15 protein-coding genes are annotated in these 18,554 nt (G+C 40.1%); 2 read left to right on the forward strand and 13 right to left on the reverse strand.

The features are described from left to right. Nucleotides 1–71: 71 nt before the first annotated feature. From NXG61_RS13285 to NXG61_RS13325, 9 genes are all read right to left on the reverse strand, one after another. Complete coding sequence (locus NXG61_RS13285; protein ID WP_307224543.1) at nt 72–974, reverse strand: ParB/RepB/Spo0J family partition protein; 903 nt, start codon at nt 972–974, stop codon at nt 72–74. A 3-nt stretch (nt 975–977) separates the two neighbouring features. Further along, nucleotides 978–1,727, reverse strand: a complete 750-nt coding sequence (locus tag NXG61_RS13290) for a ParA family protein (protein WP_307224541.1) — start codon at nt 1,725–1,727, stop codon at nt 978–980. Nucleotides 1,728–1,876: 149 nt separating this feature from the next. Continuing rightward, a complete protein-coding gene (locus NXG61_RS13295; protein WP_307224539.1) occupies nt 1,877–2,314 on the reverse strand; it encodes a DUF5348 domain-containing protein in 438 nt (145 codons plus the stop codon). Between the two features lie 248 nt (nt 2,315–2,562). Next, nucleotides 2,563–3,933: a 23S rRNA (uracil(1939)-C(5))-methyltransferase RlmD gene (gene rlmD / locus NXG61_RS13300; RefSeq protein WP_307224537.1), complete on the reverse strand. Its 1,371-nt coding sequence runs from the start codon at nt 3,931–3,933 to the stop codon at nt 2,563–2,565. 30 nt (nt 3,934–3,963) lie between these two features. Beyond that, nucleotides 3,964–4,626, reverse strand: coding sequence for an HAD family hydrolase (locus NXG61_RS13305; protein ID WP_307224535.1), 663 nt, complete (start codon nt 4,624–4,626; stop codon nt 3,964–3,966). A gap of 26 nt (nt 4,627–4,652) precedes the next feature. Next, nucleotides 4,653–5,114, reverse strand: a complete 462-nt coding sequence (locus tag NXG61_RS13310; RefSeq protein ID WP_196605430.1) for a methylated-DNA--[protein]-cysteine S-methyltransferase — start codon at nt 5,112–5,114, stop codon at nt 4,653–4,655. Between the two features lie 48 nt (nt 5,115–5,162). Continuing rightward, the gene (locus NXG61_RS13315) at nt 5,163–5,507 is read right to left on the reverse strand and encodes a dihydropteroate synthase (protein WP_231038654.1); all 345 of its coding nucleotides are present in this window, start codon (nt 5,505–5,507) and stop codon (nt 5,163–5,165) included. 7 nt (nt 5,508–5,514) lie between these two features. Continuing rightward, nucleotides 5,515–6,135, reverse strand: coding sequence for an MBL fold metallo-hydrolase (locus NXG61_RS13320; RefSeq protein WP_196605431.1), 621 nt, complete (start codon nt 6,133–6,135; stop codon nt 5,515–5,517). A 4-nt stretch (nt 6,136–6,139) separates the two neighbouring features. After that, nucleotides 6,140–8,368 (reverse strand): RelA/SpoT family protein, encoded by a 2,229-nt coding sequence (locus NXG61_RS13325; RefSeq protein ID WP_196605432.1) that lies wholly within the window; start codon nt 8,366–8,368, stop codon nt 6,140–6,142. 386 nt (nt 8,369–8,754) lie between these two features. On the opposite strand from NXG61_RS13325, the gene NXG61_RS13330 reads away from it, so the two are divergent. Next, nucleotides 8,755–10,452, forward strand: a complete 1,698-nt coding sequence (locus tag NXG61_RS13330; protein ID WP_307224531.1) for a carbon starvation CstA family protein — start codon at nt 8,755–8,757, stop codon at nt 10,450–10,452. Between the two features lie 92 nt (nt 10,453–10,544). Here the strand turns inward: NXG61_RS13330 and dnaJ are convergent, their stop codons facing one another. The 4 genes from dnaJ to hrcA form a co-directional block, all read right to left on the reverse strand. Continuing rightward, a complete protein-coding gene (gene dnaJ / locus NXG61_RS13335; protein ID WP_196605434.1) occupies nt 10,545–11,693 on the reverse strand; it encodes a molecular chaperone DnaJ in 1,149 nt (382 codons plus the stop codon). Nucleotides 11,694–11,780: 87 nt separating this feature from the next. Then, nucleotides 11,781–13,631, reverse strand: coding sequence for a molecular chaperone DnaK (gene dnaK, locus NXG61_RS13340; RefSeq protein WP_196605435.1), 1,851 nt, complete (start codon nt 13,629–13,631; stop codon nt 11,781–11,783). A gap of 123 nt (nt 13,632–13,754) precedes the next feature. Next, on the reverse strand, nt 13,755–14,351 hold the full coding sequence (grpE, locus tag NXG61_RS13345; protein ID WP_307224528.1) for a nucleotide exchange factor GrpE: 597 nt from the start codon (nt 14,349–14,351) through the stop codon (nt 13,755–13,757). A gap of 26 nt (nt 14,352–14,377) precedes the next feature. Further along, a complete protein-coding gene (gene hrcA / locus NXG61_RS13350; RefSeq protein WP_196605437.1) occupies nt 14,378–15,409 on the reverse strand; it encodes a heat-inducible transcriptional repressor HrcA in 1,032 nt (343 codons plus the stop codon). 272 nt (nt 15,410–15,681) lie between these two features. On the opposite strand from hrcA, the gene NXG61_RS13355 reads away from it, so the two are divergent. After that, a complete protein-coding gene (locus tag NXG61_RS13355; RefSeq protein WP_307224526.1) occupies nt 15,682–18,552 on the forward strand; it encodes a DUF3427 domain-containing protein in 2,871 nt (956 codons plus the stop codon). The last annotated feature ends 2 nt before the right edge of the window (nt 18,553–18,554 follow it).

Here is an 18,554-nt window from a genome sequence, read left to right on the forward strand (position 1 = left end):
CATTAATCAATATATCTATTTATTTTACATCTTTCATGAAATCATTTCCACAATTATCCTAAAACCCCATCCTAATCCACACCGTTATTTTCATCTAGCTCCGTTTTCTGTTCTTGCTCGAACAGTTTTGTCTGGCTCTCATCCTCTAATTCACATGCTGCCGGACTCTCTTTTACAACAGGAATAATGTCATTTTTAGGCGCAACGACTTTTTTCTTTTCCGCTTTCACCGCCTGCACCGTAACTTCTTCGCCCCGGTCCTTAATCGCTTCAACTATCGAATTTTGTTCTTCTGTATCCATACTTGCGAGTTCTGCTGCAGCTGTAGCCGTAATATTACCGGCATCAACCTCGGCCTTAACTTCATAAGATACCTTCCGAATAGCCTCTTTGCGCTGTAAAGAAGTCTCCGAAATGCCAAGGATATTGGCAAAATAAGGCCGAAACTTACCATCAATATTTCCGGCTGCCTTTTGGTAATCATAAAGTTTCTTGATGATTGGCTTAATCAGTGCAATTTCATCGGCCTCCTGCGAAGGTGTCAGACTTCTGCGCTGCCCTTTATTCGGAAATACAATATTCAACGTTTCCATTTCATCGTCCGTTATGGCATCCTCAAAATCATTGATGATTTCCCGTGTAATGGTCGGAACCATCGGATTATCTGTCATTCCCTGTTCCAAGCGATACAGCTGTGCCAAGCGGCGGCGATGGCCGCTGGTAATCATAAATTTGCCATTATCCATCGCCTTTAAAATAATTGGTTCTATATTATGGGTAAGCTGGATCATCATCGCCAGCTCTTCAATATTATCCAAACTGTATTTTTCATTCTTAGGATTCGGCACCAGTTCATGAACGTCTCGCATGATGATTTCTTCCGTAGTTTTAAACTCGTTACTACTGCTGCCTTGCACCGGTTGAGAATTTTTATTTAAAAGCTTTGCGATTAAGCTTGCTGACTGTTTTTTCATGGTTTATTCCCCCGCTAAAAGTTCTTTTAAAAACTGCACAAGATCCCGTGCAAAACCACAATTGGGCGAATACTCGAAAATGGATTTTCTTTCTTCTGCCGACGCTTCCAGTTTATCTTTTGTATAACGAATTCTTGTTCTAAATAAGGGAAACTGACTCTTTAACAGCTCGATGCAACGGAATCCATGCGAAGTAGAGGAAAATTTATTGAGAAGGCAACCACGGAACCGCAGAGCAGAATTATATTCTTTAATCGCCTCGATATATTCCACCATCTGTGAAACACCACGAATACCATAAATATCCGGTGTCGTCACAATGTTAACCTCATCACTGGCTATTAACGCATTGATGACAGAGGCATTAATTGTCGGAGGATTATCGATAAGACATACATCATAATTTGCAGCAATTCTATCCAAGGCTTCCTTTAAAATGGTCTGCTGTACAATCTCTTCATCCTTTATGACGGCCACATTGGCATCCAGTAAAGCGGCACCGCTGGAAACAATATCAATTTTTGGATATCGTGTATGTTGGATAACTTCCCGAATATCCGCCTTGCCTAAAAGTATATCTGCCAATGATTTTTCTGGATCTGCATCAAAGAACTGCGAATCATTGCCCTGATCATCATTATCTATAACCAGAACTCTTAAATCGCAGCTTTCTGCTATGGCGTACGCCATATTGACCGTAATCGTTGTTTTGCCAACGCCGCCTTTTTTGTTGATGAACGAAAATGTTTTCATAAATTTTCAAGTCCTTTCGCTTAACTTTTCTATACAAATCAAGCGAAAATCTGCTATAATAAATTCTTAAGAAACGAAATTTGTTTATAGCAAATTTTCACAAGAGCACTATCAGCGGCTAACTGATAGTGCTTTTTTCATACCAAAAATCATCTACCCTTAATTCGTACTAAAGCACCTTCCAGTTTCATATCCGAACGTGCCGTAAAATAATAATCGCCGCTATATTCAATAGATGTGGGAAGCCAGGTCAGCCATTCTTCTTCATCTGAGAAATATGAAGCATAAACTTCACAACTACTACCACACGTAAATTCAATGTCTGTGCCTTCCATTTCGAACCTACCAGCTGAATTCCTGACTAAGCACCCTTTCTTTCCCACAGCTGCAAACATTCGATTTAAACGCCAATCACTCTCATCAAAGGAATTACTGCCTAAGCTTAGCAAATGCCTCACATAGGTACGCTCTTCTTCCGTTGCATTTTCCGGATTGAATTCGTTCTCAATCCATGCTAAATCATCAACAAGCTCTCGAATTATTGGAGTAGCCTTTCTAAATCGTTCAATCATACCCTGTCTTAACATTTTCTGTTCCTCCTTTTGAAAATAAAAAAGACGCCCAATACGAATATTGAACGTCTAATAATAAACTCATTATTTTATTGTAGAATCAAACTCTCTTGACTGACAAAATAAGCAATTTCTTGTGTCTACTCATACTAGGTTGATCACTACCGAGACATTGATGTAATCCTTAACTACCTTTTTACGCTCAAAACCATCCTTTTTTATAAAGACGCAATGACGGTAGAAGTAGCGGAAATTAAGGATTTCTACATAGTACGGCGTTGTATCAACGCTACAGCCTCGACGTGCGAAGTCATAGGGAACATATCCACCGGCTGAATCTGCTCCGCCCCATAACCGAGCCCGTTCAGTATTGCAATATCACGGGCCAATGATGCCGGATTGCAAGAAACGTACACTATACGTTTTGGACGCATATCAGCAAATGTTTTGAGCACAGTCGGCGTACAGCCTGCACGTGGCGGATCAACTACCACCACATCGGCGCGAACGCCCTGTTTATGGAGCTGCGGCATTACAATGGTCGCGTCGCCAACAATAAATTCAGCATTCTTTACATGATTATCGCGGGCATTCTTCTGCGCATCAATAACGGCTGGCTTAACTATCTCAATACCATATACTTTTCTGGCTTTTTGAGCCAGAAAAAGTGTTATTGTACCTGTCCCGCAGTATGCATCAATAACAGTTTCTCTGCCCGTAAGATTTGCATATTCCAATGCCTTTCTATATAAAATTTCAGCCTGATCAGTATTGATTTGAAAGAAAGAACGAGGCGATATATGAAAGGAGAGCATGCCCAATGTATCTTTTATAGTAGGTTTCCCCCACAAGAGGTTAGTTTCCCGCCCCATAATTACATTGTTACGATAAGTCTGCACATTTTGCTGAACACTGACAAGCTTCGGCAGCTTTTGCCGCAGAAGACTTACAAATTCCTTACTGCGACGCAATTCTTTTGTTGCTGTCACAAGCACAAGCATGCACTCTCCGCCCCTACCAACACGCCCGACTACATGACGCAGCATTCCCATATGACGGTCTTCATCGTATACACTGATCCCAAGTTTTTGTACAATATCACGGACTGCATTAACAATATCATTGTTCAATTCTTTTTGAATATAACAATTTTCCGTATTTATTATCTGATGACTGCCTTGTGCAAAGCAGCCAATAATTATCTTTTTTTTATCTCTGCCGACTGGGAATTGCATTTTATTACGATAATTCCAAGGATTTTGTGCTCCAAGTGTGGGATGGACAGTTAAATTCTTCTGACCGCCGATTCTTTCGACAGCATCCGTCACCTGCTGCTGTTTTATTTTTAATTGAGTTTCATAAGCAAGATGCTGCAGCTGACAGCCGCCGCATTCGTAGTAAAGCCCACAGCGTGGCGTCACTCGCTGCGGGCTGGCTGCTGTGATATGGACTATCCTGCCGATAGCATAATTTTTCTTTATTGTATGAACAACTATTTCTGCCTGTTCGCCCGCCAATGAATAAGGGACAAATACAGTAAAACCATCAATGCGCCCCACACCTTCGCCATTGCTGCCAAGGCCTGTGATATTGATCGTATATTTAGCATCTTTTTTTATTGGTACAGATTTCATTATATTGATAAAGCTCCATTTATAAAAATATTATTTTTCAACAAATATAACCTTGCGGAAAAGATCAGAAGGATGTTCTAATAAAAGTGCAGCTCCATTTGCCACAAGTTCTTCTTTAGCACGAAATCCCCACAAAACTCCTACAGGCAGCATCCCTGCATTTACGGCAGTTTGCATATCAACTGAAGAATCACCTATATACACAATTTCCTGAGGTTTCAACGCCATATTTTCAGCAATAATAAAAACTTTTTGCGGATCAGGTTTACGTTTAAAACCTGGAAGATCCCCTATAATTTCCTGAAAAGTATTTCTGGCAAATAAGGTTGCGATAATTTTTTTTGCAGCCTCATCATGCTTATTGGTACAAACTGCAAGCGGAATATTTTTTTTCTTAAGATCTTCCAACATGTTTATTATACCTTCATAGGGTGCGGTTTTATCCAGCTGATGTGATTCATACACCGTTTTAAATCTTGCCAATACTTCTTCGCGGATTTTTTCAGATACATTGGCAGGCAGTGCGCGCTCTATGAGCTTTCCTATGCCGTTGCCAACCATGATGCGATATTTATCCACAGGATGTGCAGGATAGCCATATTCCTTCAACACCACATTGACACTATCCGCCAGATCATTCAAAGAATTTACCAATGTACCATCAAGATCAAAGATGACAGCTTTGTATTCCATATACATATACCTCTATCCTTCATAAATCAAACGTTTTTATGTTCAAGCTCAAGCAAAAATTTTTTTACCTTTATATTGCGAGTATGCACCGGCAATATTCCCGCTTCATTAACAAGCCGATGACTGGGAATACATATATCTATGTGATTTTTATTTTTGGCAGTTTCCACAGCTCGTATAGCTTTCGGCTTACCGACAGCAGCTGCTAGCTCTCCATAAGAGCAGGTATACCCATATGGGATTTGTAAAAGCGCCTCCCATATTTTTTTCTGAAAGGCAGTTCCATCTTGCCGCAAGGGCAATAAAAATCCTTTTCGGACACCGCTTAGATATTCTGTAATCTGCATATAGGTTTCTCTGATCAGCAGTGTCTCTGTTTCAAGCGCCGGGGTAAAAGGTTTATGATAACTTATCCCTGTGATAAATGATTTTTCCTCTGTTATATATATATTACCAATCTTTGTCTGATAAACAAATCTTTTTTTCAAGAAAAGATACACCTCTCTCCTGATAAGGCAGCATTTTCGCCGCGAAATCTACAATGCTAAAAGTGTCTTCAGCTCATTCGCTATCTGCTTAAGCCCCCATGGCTGTGCCAGTAATACAGGAATGGCAGCCCGATACTGCTTCAGTGTAGCCATAAGGACAACATCCGTATAATCTTTACTCAGATCGGCGCAATAGCGGGAAACGGCTGCATCCCCCCCCTTGCTGAGCATTGTCTGCTTCAGTATATTGGCCGCTTTCGTTTTTACCTTATATATTCTGACAACACGAAATACTGCTTTTTCTGCCATCATTGCAGTACCCTCTTTTGTACAATCAACATCTAAAAGGATTTTTTCCGCATCTTTTTTATCATTGATTTTTATAATTTTCATAAAATATTCAGACAAAATACGGATTATTGATTTTTTCACTGCCTATGGTAGTGCTTGGGCCATGCCCCGGATAGACGATGACCGAGTCGTCCAGCGGCAGCAATTTTTCTTTGAGGTTCTCTATCAGCCCGGCAGTTGAACCGCCGGGAAAATCAGTTCTACCTATAGAACCGGCGAAAAGTGAATCACCGGAAAAAACAAATTTTTCATTTATAAGACAAATACCGCCTGGGCTGTGCCCCGGCGTATGAACCACTCTCAGTCTGCTGCTGCCGACTTTTATTATATCATCTTCATTCACAAAAAAATCTGCTTTTTTAGACAGTATATTCAATCCCCAGTATGCTGACAGATTCAACTTGGCATCGGTCAGCATAGGTGCATCCATTGGATGAATACCCAATTTGGCATCAAATTCATTGCAAATATCTGTATTAGCACCGATATGATCACTATGCCCATGCGTATTTATTACATACTTGACATCACAGTCTTCTTCTCTTACCCATTCGATGATAAGCTTTGGCTGTGATCCCGGATCAACAATAATTCCCTCCTTTGTGCCTTCATCAATAGCAAGATAACAGTTTTCTTCAAATGAACCATTCGTAAAAATTTTTACTTTCATCTTCTTAATCCTCTTTTATCTCCTTTACGCCCCCCAAAGAGCGCGCTACCCTGAATACGTCTTTATTATGCCGAAACTTACTCATTATTACTTCAGCCTGAGCCATGCTGCGTACTTCCAAACTCATTGATATATTTGATGTCTTATTTTTTCTGTTCGGCCGCGCGGCTACAGAATGGATATTTATCTTCGATTCGGAAGGTATTGCCAGCAGCGCTGTAAGAACCCCCGGATGATCATTGCAAATAATATCTATCGTTACGGTATATGTCTTATCAAGGCCCACATCCCAGCTTACATCGACAACACGTGAAAGATCATTATCAGCATTTAATACATTGGGGCAATCCGCACGATGGATAGATACCCCGCGGCCTCTTGTTATATAACCGATTATAGAATCACCTGGTATCGGATTGCAACATCGCGACAAATGCACAAGAAAGCCGCTCTCACCATCAACGAGAATCCCGTGACTGCCTTTTTTCTTTTCACCCTGTGGTTTTATTTTTTCCAGCATCTGCGATATATCGGACGGTGTAACTTCTTTCAGATCCTTTTTGTAAAGCTCGATGAGGCGGGAGATGACTCCGTTTACGGTAATACCACCGTACCCAAGTGATGCCAAAAGATCATTGGCATTTTGAATATTCATTTTCTGCGCAACTATATCAAGCCGGTTTTCCTTGAGCATTTTTTTTGAATCATAGCCGAGATGCTTAATTTCTTTTTCGATGAGAGCCATGCCAGAGTCAATATTTTCTTCACGTTTCTGCCGCTTGAACCATTGGCGTATTTTAGTGCGCGTTTCAGATGAAGCCACTATATTAAGCCAATCAGGACTTGGACCGTTATTTTGAGAATTACTGAGTATTGATACTATATCACCATTATGAAGTTTATATTCAAGAGGTACGATTTTGCCGTTTATCGTTGCCCCTACACAATGATTGCCAATATCAGTATGTATACGATATGCAAAATCAATAGGATTTGAACCTTTTGGCAGACCGATGACATCGCCCTGCGGTGTAAAAACAAAAACCTCATCAGAGAATATGTCGACCTTAAGCGCCTCAACATATTCATCAGGATCACTCAATTCCGTCTGCAGCGAAATAAGCTGACGCAGCCATGATAATTTTTGATCATAAGCATTGCTGGCATCTATGCTTTTCCCTGATTCCTTATATTTCCAATGTGCGGCAATGCCGTATTCAGAAATCTGATGCATCTGAAACGTTCGTATCTGTATTTCCAATGGATAACCATTTGCCGCGATTACTGTGGTATGGAGCGATTGGTACCCGTTGCTTTTGGGCATTGCTATATAATCCTTAAATCTGCCGGGGATAGGCTTCCATATATTGTGAATTATCCCCAAAACTGTATAACATTCCTGTACAGTTGAAACCAATACCCGCACAGCTGACAGATCATATATTTCACTTATATCTTTATTGTCCCGCTTCATTTTCCGCCATATGCTGTAAAAATGTTTGGCACGGCCTTGTATCTCAGCATCTATATTTGCTTTTTTTATTTCTTCGGACATCTCTTCCACAGAATCATCTATAAATTTCTGACGTTCCTGTCGTTTTTGTTTGACCTTTTCAACAAGATCATAATATTCTTCAGGATAAAGATATAAAAAGCACAGATCTTCCAGTTCCCATTTTATATTGGAAATCCCCAGACGATTGGCCAAAGGAGCATAGATTTCCAGAGTTTCTCTGGCTATCCTCTTTTGCTTTTCTTCCGGTACGTATTTTAGCGTGCGCATATTATGAAGCCTGTCAGCCAATTTTATCATTATGACACGTATATCCTTAGCCATAGCTAAAAACATCTTGCGATAACTTTCAGACTGCTGTACTTCCTTCGATTTAAAATGAATCTTATTTAATTTGGTAACACCGTCAATTAAAAGAGCAACCTCTTCGCCAAATTTATTTTTCATTTCTTCCAGCGTAAAGGTCGTATCTTCCACTACATCATGTAAAATAGCCGCAGCTATAGTGACTTCATCTATATGCATTTGTGTGAGTATAGCAGCCACATGCAGAGGATGAATAATATAATGTTCTCCCGAAGCTCTTTTCTGGTCAAAATGCGCTGCATATGCCAGATCATAAGCTTCCTGTATTATGTTGATATCAGCGCTCGGCTGGTATTCCTTTACAGCAGTTTTTATATCCTCTATTGTTATTTCGACGGCGTTGTCATCAATCATAATAATTACCCTCATTCATTTAAATCGCCCAACGGAAACATATTTACATTTCAACTGAACTTTTGTTATTGATTGTATCATATTAATACATTTCATAGCAATAGATTAAACATCGACATCATCCCCGGATTCATACCCGATCTGCGGCCGCAGCGTTTTTTTGATCTTATGAATCCCGGTAAACTGTTTTTATCTGTACCTTATATAATAAAGATATACACCGTTTATATATACAACTTAACAAATAAAGTTTGACTAAAAATATTAAAAATGTTATATTAACATTCATATATTATCATAAGAATTATTTAGGAAGATTTATTGCCTTACTGAACGTTTCAGAGCGGTCAGTGATTCTTTAAATCACATGAAAGGAGTCAATATATGTGAATGGCATAACAATGCTCGGTCTTGCAATTATTATCTTCATAATCGGCTATTTTACCTATGGACGATGGCTGGCAAAAAGCTGGGGAATAGATTCAAACGCACAAACACCTGCATATAAGTACGAAGATGGTCAGGATTATACCCCCGCCTCCAAGTTTATGGTTTTTTCTCATCAATTTTCCTCCGTCGCAGGGGCAGGCCCTGTTACAGGTCCCATTATAGCCGCAATGTTTGGCTGGCTGCCCGCTTTTTTATGGATCGTTCTGGGCGGTCTTTTTTTTGGCGGAGTACAGGATTTTGTATCTCTTTATGCTTCGGTAAAGAATGAGGGCAAATCAATGGGCGTACTCATTGAACAATATATCGGTAAAACCGGAAAAAAATTATTCCTATTCTTTTGCTGGCTTTTTACTTTGCTTGTTATAGCAGCTTTTGCCGATATAGTGGCTACTACTTTCAACGGTTTTGCCAAAGATGGCAGCCAGTCACTGCCGGGAGCAGCGGCCGCATCAATCTCCATGATATATATCGCCGGTTCTTTGCTTTTCGGTATCTTCGTAAAAAAACTTAAACCTTCAGAGACTATCCGCTTCATCGCTGCTATTATTCTCATGGTGCTTATGATATCTGCCGGCATCGCTTTCCCTATGTATTTTACACGTGATATTTGGATCATAATTGCATTGGGATACTCATTCATAGCTTCTGTTCTTCCTATGTGGCTTTTGATGCAGCCTCGCGATTATTTAAGTACTTTCTTGTTGATCGGTATGATCATAAGCGCTGTCGCAGGTATAATCATAGCCAATCCGACGATAAATATGCCCGCCTTTGTTGGTTTTGAAGTCAAGGGGCAAGGTCTTTTCCCCATATTATTCATAACGATAGCCTGCGGAGCTGTTTCAGGCTTCCATAGCCTCGTTTCTTCAGGTACATCATCCAAAACTGTGTCTAATGAAAAAGATATGCTCTTTATCGGTTATGGCTCAATGCTTGTGGAATGTGTTCTGGGTGTTGCCGCTCTTGTGATCGTCTGCGCAGCAGCTACTAACGGACAAATGCCTGAAGGTACACCGTTTCAAATATTTTCCGGCGCTGTAGCAGGTTTTTTGAGTATGTTCGGCCTGCCTGAAGTATATTCTGTATGTGTGATAACGATGTGCGTATCAGCGTTAGCCTTTACTACGCTTGACACTGTGGTGCGGGTCGGCCGTCTTTCTCTTCAGGAACTTTGCAGCGGCGATTCTCCTGAAACAATGAATCCCATTCAAAAAATATGCGTAAATAAATACGCTTCAACATTGATAACAATAGGTATCGGCTATATGCTCTGCCGGATAGGTTATATGAATATATGGCCTTTATTCGGTTCGGCAAATCAACTTTTAAGCGCTCTTGTATTAATTTGCATGGCAGTATTTCTGCGCATGACCAATCGCAAAGGCTGGATGCTCTATATCCCCACAGTGATAATGTTTCTGGTCACACTTACTGCACTGTCACAGGCAGTTTACCGCATCATCAGTAAATTGATAACCGGCAGCGGTTTTATATTCATGATTGATGGACTGCAGTTTATTATAGCTGTGGCACTGATGGTTTTGGCTGTTTCAGTTGCAAGCCATTGCGGCAGGGAATTATTGCATGCCAAAAAAAATATATCTCCAGGCAATAGTCTGCTTGAAGACAAATAATTGATGTTTTCTTCAATGTAAAATCTGCATTTTATCTTACTAATACAGAGATTTCATTCAAATAAAAACGGAGCCTATTCGGCTCCATTTTTTTATTTGAAAAATTGCTTGATCTTATCTTGCCAGCTTTTTTGTTCAGGATTTACATTTTCGTTTTTTTCATCGGCAAATTCACGCAAAAGCTCTTTTTGTCTTGAGGTAAGTTTCTGCGGTGTCAGCACTTTCACTTTCACATGCTGATCGCCGCGTCCATTGCCGCGAAGATAGGCAATCCCCTTTCCCTTCATTCGCAGGATAGTACCGGACTGTATACCTGCCGGAACTGATATTTCCACTTTTCCATCCAGTGTAGGCACTTCTATCTTATCACCCAGCGATGCTTGTACGAAAGAAACAGGAACTTCACAAATGACATCATTCCCATTGCGATGAAAAATTTTGTGCGGTCTTACCGTAATATAAACATATAAATCGCCCGGACTGCCGCCTCTGTCACCTGCTTCGCCGCCTCCGGACACACGAATGCGCGAATTATCGTCTACCCCCGCCGGAATTTTCACATTTATCTTGCGGCGTATACGGGTATGCCCTTCACCACGGCAATCTGGACAGGGTTTCTTCACTATTTTACCTGTTCCGCCGCATCTATCGCAAGTACGTGCGTTCACCATACGCCCAAACGGCGTATTATGAACTTCCTGTACCTGACCTGTTCCATGACATTTAGGACATTCCTCAGGCTGTGTTCCGGGAGCAGCTCCGCTGCCATGACAGGTTTTACATTCTTCCGTGCGCGGGATCGTAAGTTCTGCTTCTTTACCAAAAGCAGCTTCCTCAAAATCGATTTCCAAATTATAGCGCAGGTCATCACCTCGCTGAGGGCCCTGGCGCCTGCCGCCTGATCTGCCGCCGCCACCAAAGAAAGCATCAAAAATGTCACCAAAATCAGATGAGCCGTCACCGAAACCGCCGAATCCTCCAAAACCACCGGCTCCACCGCCTCCGCCGCCTTCAAATGCCGCATGTCCAAATTGATCATATTGCGCACGCTTTTGTGAATCCGACAGCACTTCATAGGCTTCATTAGCTTCTTTAAATTTTTCTTCGGCCTCTTTGGCATTATCTTTATTAAGGTCAGGATGGTATTTGCGGGCCATTTTTCTAAATGCTTTTTTTATATCAGCCTCGGTAGCATCTTTAGAAACACCGAGGACCTCGTAATAATCTCTTTTTTCGCTCACTTTATCCACCTTGATATACAGATTAACCTGATGACTTTTATGTGAATCAAAGTCATCAGGCCATCATCCTATTTTAAATGCATTTAATTATTTTTTATCATCGTCTACTACTTTATAATCCGCATCCACTACATCGTCACCGTCTTTTTTGGCAGCATCTCCCGCAGCTTGCTGCGCATCAGGACCGGCTGGTTGGCCTTGAGCCTGGGCCTGCTGATAAGCGGCTGCACTCATTTCATAAAGAGGCTTCTGCAGTTCTTCTGTCGCTTTCTTTATAGCTTCTATATCCGTGCCTTTAAGTGCTTCTTTTACTTTATCGGAAGCCGCCTGTATTTTTTCCACAGCTGCTTTATCAGCTTTATCACCAAGATCCTTTATCGCTTTTTCTGCCTGATAAACCATACTGTCAGCTGTGTTTCTTGTATCTATTTCTTCCTTGCGTTTTTTATCTTCAGCTGAGTGAGCTTCAGCTTCTTTTACCATACGGTCAATATCATCCTTGCTCATACCGCTGTCAGACTGAATAGTGATTTTCTGTTCTTTACCCGTGCCAAGATCTTTCGCTGATACATTAACTATACCATTAGCATCAATGCTGAACGTGACTTCAATGCGTGGAACGCCTCTGGGTGCAGGTGGAATATCGGCCAATTCAAACCGCCCAAGAGTCTTGTTGCCTTCCGCCATATCACGTTCTCCCTGCAGAACATGGATATCAACAGAAGGTTGATTATCCGCTGCGGTTGAAAAGACCTGACTTTTTGAAGTAGGAATTGTCGTGTTTCTTTCAATAATTTTTGTACATACACCGCCCAATGTTTCAATTCCAAGAGACAGCGGCGTTACGTCAAGCAGCAGAACATCTTTTACATCGCCGGCAAGAATACCACCCTGAACGGCGGCACCTATAGAAACACATTCATCCGGATTTACTCCGCGGCTCGGTTCTTTGCCAATTTCTTTTTTAATAACATCCTGAACAGCCGGTATACGTGTCGACCCGCCGACAAGGATAATTTTATCTATATCATTTACTGTAAGACCTGCATCAGCCATAGCTTTTTTTGTGGGTTCGATGGTCGCGGCAACGAGATCAGCCGTTATTTCATCAAATTTCGCACGTGTCAGTGTAAGATCGAGATGTTTCGGACCGCTTGCATCAGCTGTAATAAACGGCAGGTTTATATTTGTTGAAGTCATATTTGAAAGCTCTATTTTAGCTTTTTCTGCTGCTTCGATCAAACGCTGAGCGCTCATTTTATCCTTAGAAAGATCAATACCGTTGGTTTTTTTGAATTCATCTACCAGCCAGTCCATAACTCGTTTGTCAAAATCATCGCCGCCTAAACGAGTATTACCATTAGTTGCTTTTACTTCGAATACCCCATCGCCAAGTTCCAGGATGGAAACATCAAAAGTACCGCCGCCAAGGTCAAATACAAGAATAGTTTCATCTTTATCTTTGTCAAGGCCATACGCCAAAGATGCGGCTGTAGGTTCATTAATTATGCGCAAAACTTCAAGTCCTGCTATTTTACCGGCATCCTTAGTAGCCTGACGCTGACTGTCATTGAAATATGCCGGTACTGTGATAACTGCCTGACTCACAGTTTCACCAAGATATGCCTCAGCATCAGCTTTAAGTTTCTGCAGAATCATTGCAGATATTTCAGGAGGTGTATAGTCCTTTCCATTAACTGTGACTTTATAGTTTTCACCCATATGACGTTTTATTGAAGCGATCGTACCATCTGGATTGGATACAGCCTGTCTTTTAGCCAATTGACCGACAAGACGTTCTCCGTCCTTTGTAAAACCTACTACGGAAGGAGTTATACGGCTGCCTTCCGGATTTGTAATAACAGTCGGTTCTCCGCCTTCCATAACAGAAACTACAGAATTAGTTGTACCTAAATCGATACCAATTATTTTTGACATTATAAAATTCCTCCTATATCTTTATGTACTAAATTATAGTGATTATCTTTTTTTGTTTCCCTGCAAGGCCAAGCTTTTATGCTTTCTGCTCCTCTTAGGGAAAAATACGCTGTACTTGTACTGTTAATTAGAAACTACTGTGACCATAGCCGGACGCACTACACGGCCATGAACCGTATATCCCTTTTGCAGTTCCTGCTCGATACTGTCATCTTCTTTGTCAACATCCTCTACACGCATCACCGCCTGATGAAAATTGGGATCAAATTTTTCACCGGATGTTTTTATTACCTCAAGACCATTCTTTGTAAGGACTTCCTGAAATTGATTAAGAACCATCTTCACGCCTTCCAGAATAGCCGCACCATCATCAGTCTTAGCAGTCACTGCCCGTTCAAGATTATCCAGCACAGGAAGCATATCTTTTACAAAGCCCTGCAGGATCACCTCGGAAATTTCCGATTTCTCTTGATTGCTGCGCCGGCGGAAATTAACAAAGTCGGCCTGCAGACGTTTAAAACGATCCTCTGCTTCCGCTAAAGCTTTTTCCCCGTCTGCAATTTGCTGCGCAGCCGAATCGGCATCGTTATCTTCACTGCCCGTGTTATCTTCTGCATCAGCAGCCTGCGTCTGTATATCCTGTTCCTCACTGATTTCCCTTTGCATTTCTTCCAGTTTTTCGCTGTCCTTCTTTTTCATTTCATCTTTTATATATGACATGTTTGGCCCCATCTCTTTTTTATATTTTATAAAAACCGCTTCAGCATACGAGCCATATTTTCATTCATAAACTCCAATAAAGCTATCACCTTGCTGTACTCCATCCTTGTTGGTCCTAAGACTGCTATAGTACCGAGAGGCTGTCCGTCAAAATGGTAAGTGGCTTTTATTATACTGCAGTCCTTTATCGTTGTATACTTATTCTCCTGTCCGATCGTAACAGTAAGACCGGTATCTGACTTCTGCATCTGACTGTACAGAATATCACGAAGAATAGGCTCTTCCTCAAGCATAAGCAGTATATTTTTCACTTTATTGATGTCATGAAATTCCGGCTGATCAAGCAGCTGCGGTGTTCCCTCTGTATAAATCTGATTACGTTTTTTTCCTGCCAGAGCATGCTCAACTATATCTATTATTTTATTGAAAGCAGCTGTATCAATCATCTCTGAACGCATCTTATGAATAGCGCCCATGCTGATCTCACTTATTTTTTTCCCAGATAAATAAGCATTAAGCGACTCGGCTATCTGTTCAAAATCAAGCATTGATGATCCATGAGGCATTTTTATTATTTTATTTTCAATATAACCTGTATCGCTCATAATCGCAGCCACAACATTTTGATCATCAAGCGACACAAATTTTATATAATTGAATGTAGATTCTGCCAGCTGCGGTGTTATAACCATAGAAACATTATTGGTAAGATGCGATATGATTTTGGCCGTTTCACGAAAAACACCGTCCAGCCGCTGTACTTTTGTATCATACCACTGCTGAATCGTATCCATCTCCGTAGCTGTGATTTTTGTCGGAGTCAAAAGATCATCCACATAAAAGCGATATCCTTTGGAAGAAGGAACACGTCCGGAAGAAGTATGCAGATGCTCAATATAGCCTAAAAGTTCCAAATCAGCCATTTCATTGCGTATAGTAGCCGGACTTATTCCCAAGTCATATTTTCTGGCTATAGTACGTGAACCCACAGGTTCAGCTGTTGATATATAATCATCAATGATAGCCTGCAGTATACGCTGTTTTCTTTTGTCAAGCATCATGCCACCTCCTCTTTAGCCAAATTTAAAATGCAGCGGGTATTTATTAGCACTCTCAATTAGTGAGTGCTAATTTCTAATTAAAAATATACAACCATTTAATCAAAATGTCAAGAAATTTGCCCGTAATTTTTTATCTATGAAAATATTATGTTGTTCAGCTATTCCCAGTATAAATTTAATATCAAAAACAGAAACTATATTTATTCTAAAGCGCTTGAATATATTATATAATATATTTATTTCAATATCATATGTTTGGGGAAACTTCTATGAAACAAATCAGTTCTGATTTTACGAAAGCTCTGCTCACATCTTTTGTTGATACAGACTCTCCTTCAAAAGAAACCTTGAGATCTGAGCTTGTCTACAATGATTTTGCACAAAATCGCAGCATTATATCTTCGCTGGAAAAATTATTAAAAAACTGCACAAGTTTTGATTTCGTCACAGCCTTTATTACTAAGAGCGGTTTACTGCTTCTTAAAGATTGTCTCAGCCTATTGGAAAAAAACAAAATCAAAGGCAGAATCATTACTTCTGATTACCTGAATTTTACCGATCCTTCAGCTTTGGCTGAACTGCGCCGTTTTTCCAATATTAAACTGAAGATCTACACAGAAAACAACCTGCACACAAAGGGATATATATTTTACACAAAACAAGAGGCTTCTATTATAATAGGCAGCGCAAATATAACGCAGGAAGCTTTGAAAGCAAACGAAGAATGGAACACAAAACTTATTTGTACCAAAAACAGTGAATTATACAAAAAGATTACCGATCGTTTTGCCCTGCTCTGGGATAGGTCTGAACCAATAACTGACCAATGGCTTGAAGAATACAAAAAGTATTATAATCTGCTTCAGGCTTCCCGCAAGAAATTTGAAACTGCTATTTTTCAAAAATCGCCTAAAATACGCGCAAACATGATGCAGAAAACTGTACTTGCTTCTCTGCTTCAGCTCCGCCAGCATGGGAAAGACAAGGCACTGCTGATTTCGGCAACAGGAACAGGAAAAACTTTCTTAAGTGCCCTTGATATAAAAAGCTTTAACCCACGCAGAGTCTTATTTGTAGCACACCGTGAACAGATATTGCGCCAGGCTGAAAAAAGCTATAAAAAGATTTTAGGCAATAATATTTCTACCGGTTTTCTGACAGGAAAGCAAAAAGACATTCATGCTGATTTTACTTTTGCCAGTATAAGCATGCTAATGAAGGAACATATTATAAAACTTTTCTCTCCCATAGATTTCGACTATATAATTATTGACGAAACACATCGAGCCGGTGCAGATGGATATAAGCATTTTTTAGCTTATTTCAAACCTGCTTTTTTGCTTGGCATGACAGCCACCCCAGAACGCACGGACGATTTTGATATATATGGTTTGTTTGATAATAATATTGCTTATGAAATACGACTTCAGGAGGCAATGCGTGAAAACATGCTCTGTCCCTTCCATTATTTTGGCATAACCGATATTCAACTGAACGGAAAACCTGTCAGTGATGATATTTCCTTCAGTAAATTAACCTGTCACGAACGTGTCAATCATATAATAAAAAAAGCTTCTTTTTATGGCTGCAGCGGTACACGCGTGAAAGGACTCGTGTTTTGCCGCACCAGAGAAGAAGCTTATGCGCTTTCCTGTTCATTTAATGAAAAAGGCTTCCACACACTCGCGCTTTCTGCAAGAGATTCGCAGAAAACCAGATCTGATGCAGTAAAAAAATTAGCCCAGAAAGACAGGATGACCGGCATAGACTACATTTTTTCCGTGGACATCATGAATGAGGGAATTGATATACCTGAGGTAAATCAAATAATTTTGCTGCGTCCTACCCAATCTCCCATTATATTCGTTCAGCAGCTGGGCAGAGGCTTAAGAAAATGCACAGAAAAAGATTATGTGGTTATTCTTGATTTTATAGGTAACTATACTAATAATTTTATGATTCCGATAGCTCTTTTTGGCGATAATTCTTACAATAAAGATAATCTTCGCCGTTGTATAAACTACGGTAAAAACCTTTTGCACGGTCCTTCCACTGTCAGCTTTGATCCGATAGCACGAAAAAATATTTATGCAGCTATTGATACAGCACGCTTCAATGATACAACCCTTCTCCGCAAAGCTTACGATGATTTGAAAAATAAGCTGGGGAAAATTCCGTTGCTCAGCGATTTCAGCGCTTTCGGAACGATTGACATATTGAAATACATGGAAAAATTTGGTTCATATCATTTTTTTCTGAAAAAATATGAAAAAAAATATACAGTGAATTTTTCCACTGAACAGGAAGAAATTCTTCTTTTCATTTGCAAACGTTTTGCTCATGGTAAACGGATTCATGAAATAGAAATGCTGAACCTTCTTTTAGAAAACACTGGCATCCTCTCTGCCAAATTCACGGAACGATTACGATCAAAATATGGGATAAAGCTAACTATGAACGAAAAAAAATCTGTGATCAGAAATCTGACCAATATGTTTACAATCAGCAATGAAAGGAATAAATATAAGCATTGTGTTTTTATAAAAAGCACAGGCAATAACTATATAATTTCCGATGAATTTTCTTATTATCTGCAAGATAAAATTTTTAAGGACAAACTTAAAATGCTGCTCCATTTTGCAGAAGCACGCTTTGAAAAATATTACACAAACAATTATAAAAATACCTGTCTTTGCCTCTATCGAAAATATACTTATGAAGAAGTCTGTTATCTGCTCAACTGGCCGCAAAAGATTAATCCCAATGCCATGGCAGGATATTTCTATGAGAAAACAACCAAAACCATGCCCGTTTTCATCAATTATGTAAATTCTGACAAAAAACGTGTTGCTTACGCAAATAAATTTACGGCAAATAACTGCATAAATGCTTACTCAAAATCGAACAGGAAAATTGATTCTACAGATGCCTCACACGTTTACGACACCACAGAGGGTAACCATCTTTATTTATTTGTCCGCAAATCTTATGATCAAAAGGAAGGTAAAGAATTTTATTTTCTGGGTGAAATAAAAGCTGCGGGCGGCCCCATTCCTGCACCTCAATTTAATGGCTTTGAAGTTAACTATAAATTGGAGACGCCTGTACGTACAGATATTTTTGATTATCTTACTGATTGAGA

The sequence above is a fragment of the Pectinatus haikarae genome, assembly GCF_050916305.1.
GTDB lineage: Bacteria > Bacillota > Negativicutes > Selenomonadales > Selenomonadaceae > Pectinatus > Pectinatus haikarae.

What these genes read in the sequence shown, in the direction of transcription:
- NXG61_RS13315 (WP_231038654.1), bottom strand. Translation starts at nt 5,507, where the DNA reads ATGAAAATTATAAAAATCAATGATAAAAAAGATGCGGAAAAAATCCTT.
- NXG61_RS13290 (WP_307224541.1), bottom strand. Translation starts at nt 1,727, where the DNA reads ATGAAAACATTTTCGTTCATCAACAAAAAAGGCGGCGTTGGCAAAACA.
- NXG61_RS13285 (WP_307224543.1), bottom strand. Translation starts at nt 974, where the DNA reads ATGAAAAAACAGTCAGCAAGCTTAATCGCAAAGCTTTTAAATAAAAAT.
- NXG61_RS13355 (WP_307224526.1), top strand. Translation starts at nt 15,682, where the DNA reads ATGAAACAAATCAGTTCTGATTTTACGAAAGCTCTGCTCACATCTTTT.
- NXG61_RS13320 (WP_196605431.1), bottom strand. Translation starts at nt 6,135, where the DNA reads ATGAAAGTAAAAATTTTTACGAATGGTTCATTTGAAGAAAACTGTTAT.
- NXG61_RS13295 (WP_307224539.1), bottom strand. Translation starts at nt 2,314, where the DNA reads ATGTTAAGACAGGGTATGATTGAACGATTTAGAAAGGCTACTCCAATA.
- rlmD (WP_307224537.1), bottom strand. Translation starts at nt 3,933, where the DNA reads ATGAAATCTGTACCAATAAAAAAAGATGCTAAATATACGATCAATATC.
- NXG61_RS13305 (WP_307224535.1), bottom strand. Translation starts at nt 4,626, where the DNA reads ATGGAATACAAAGCTGTCATCTTTGATCTTGATGGTACATTGGTAAAT.
- grpE (WP_307224528.1), bottom strand. Translation starts at nt 14,351, where the DNA reads ATGTCATATATAAAAGATGAAATGAAAAAGAAGGACAGCGAAAAACTG.
- hrcA (WP_196605437.1), bottom strand. Translation starts at nt 15,409, where the DNA reads ATGCTTGACAAAAGAAAACAGCGTATACTGCAGGCTATCATTGATGAT.
- NXG61_RS13325 (WP_196605432.1), bottom strand. Translation starts at nt 8,368, where the DNA reads ATGATTGATGACAACGCCGTCGAAATAACAATAGAGGATATAAAAACT.
- dnaK (WP_196605435.1), bottom strand. Translation starts at nt 13,631, where the DNA reads ATGTCAAAAATAATTGGTATCGATTTAGGTACAACTAATTCTGTAGTT.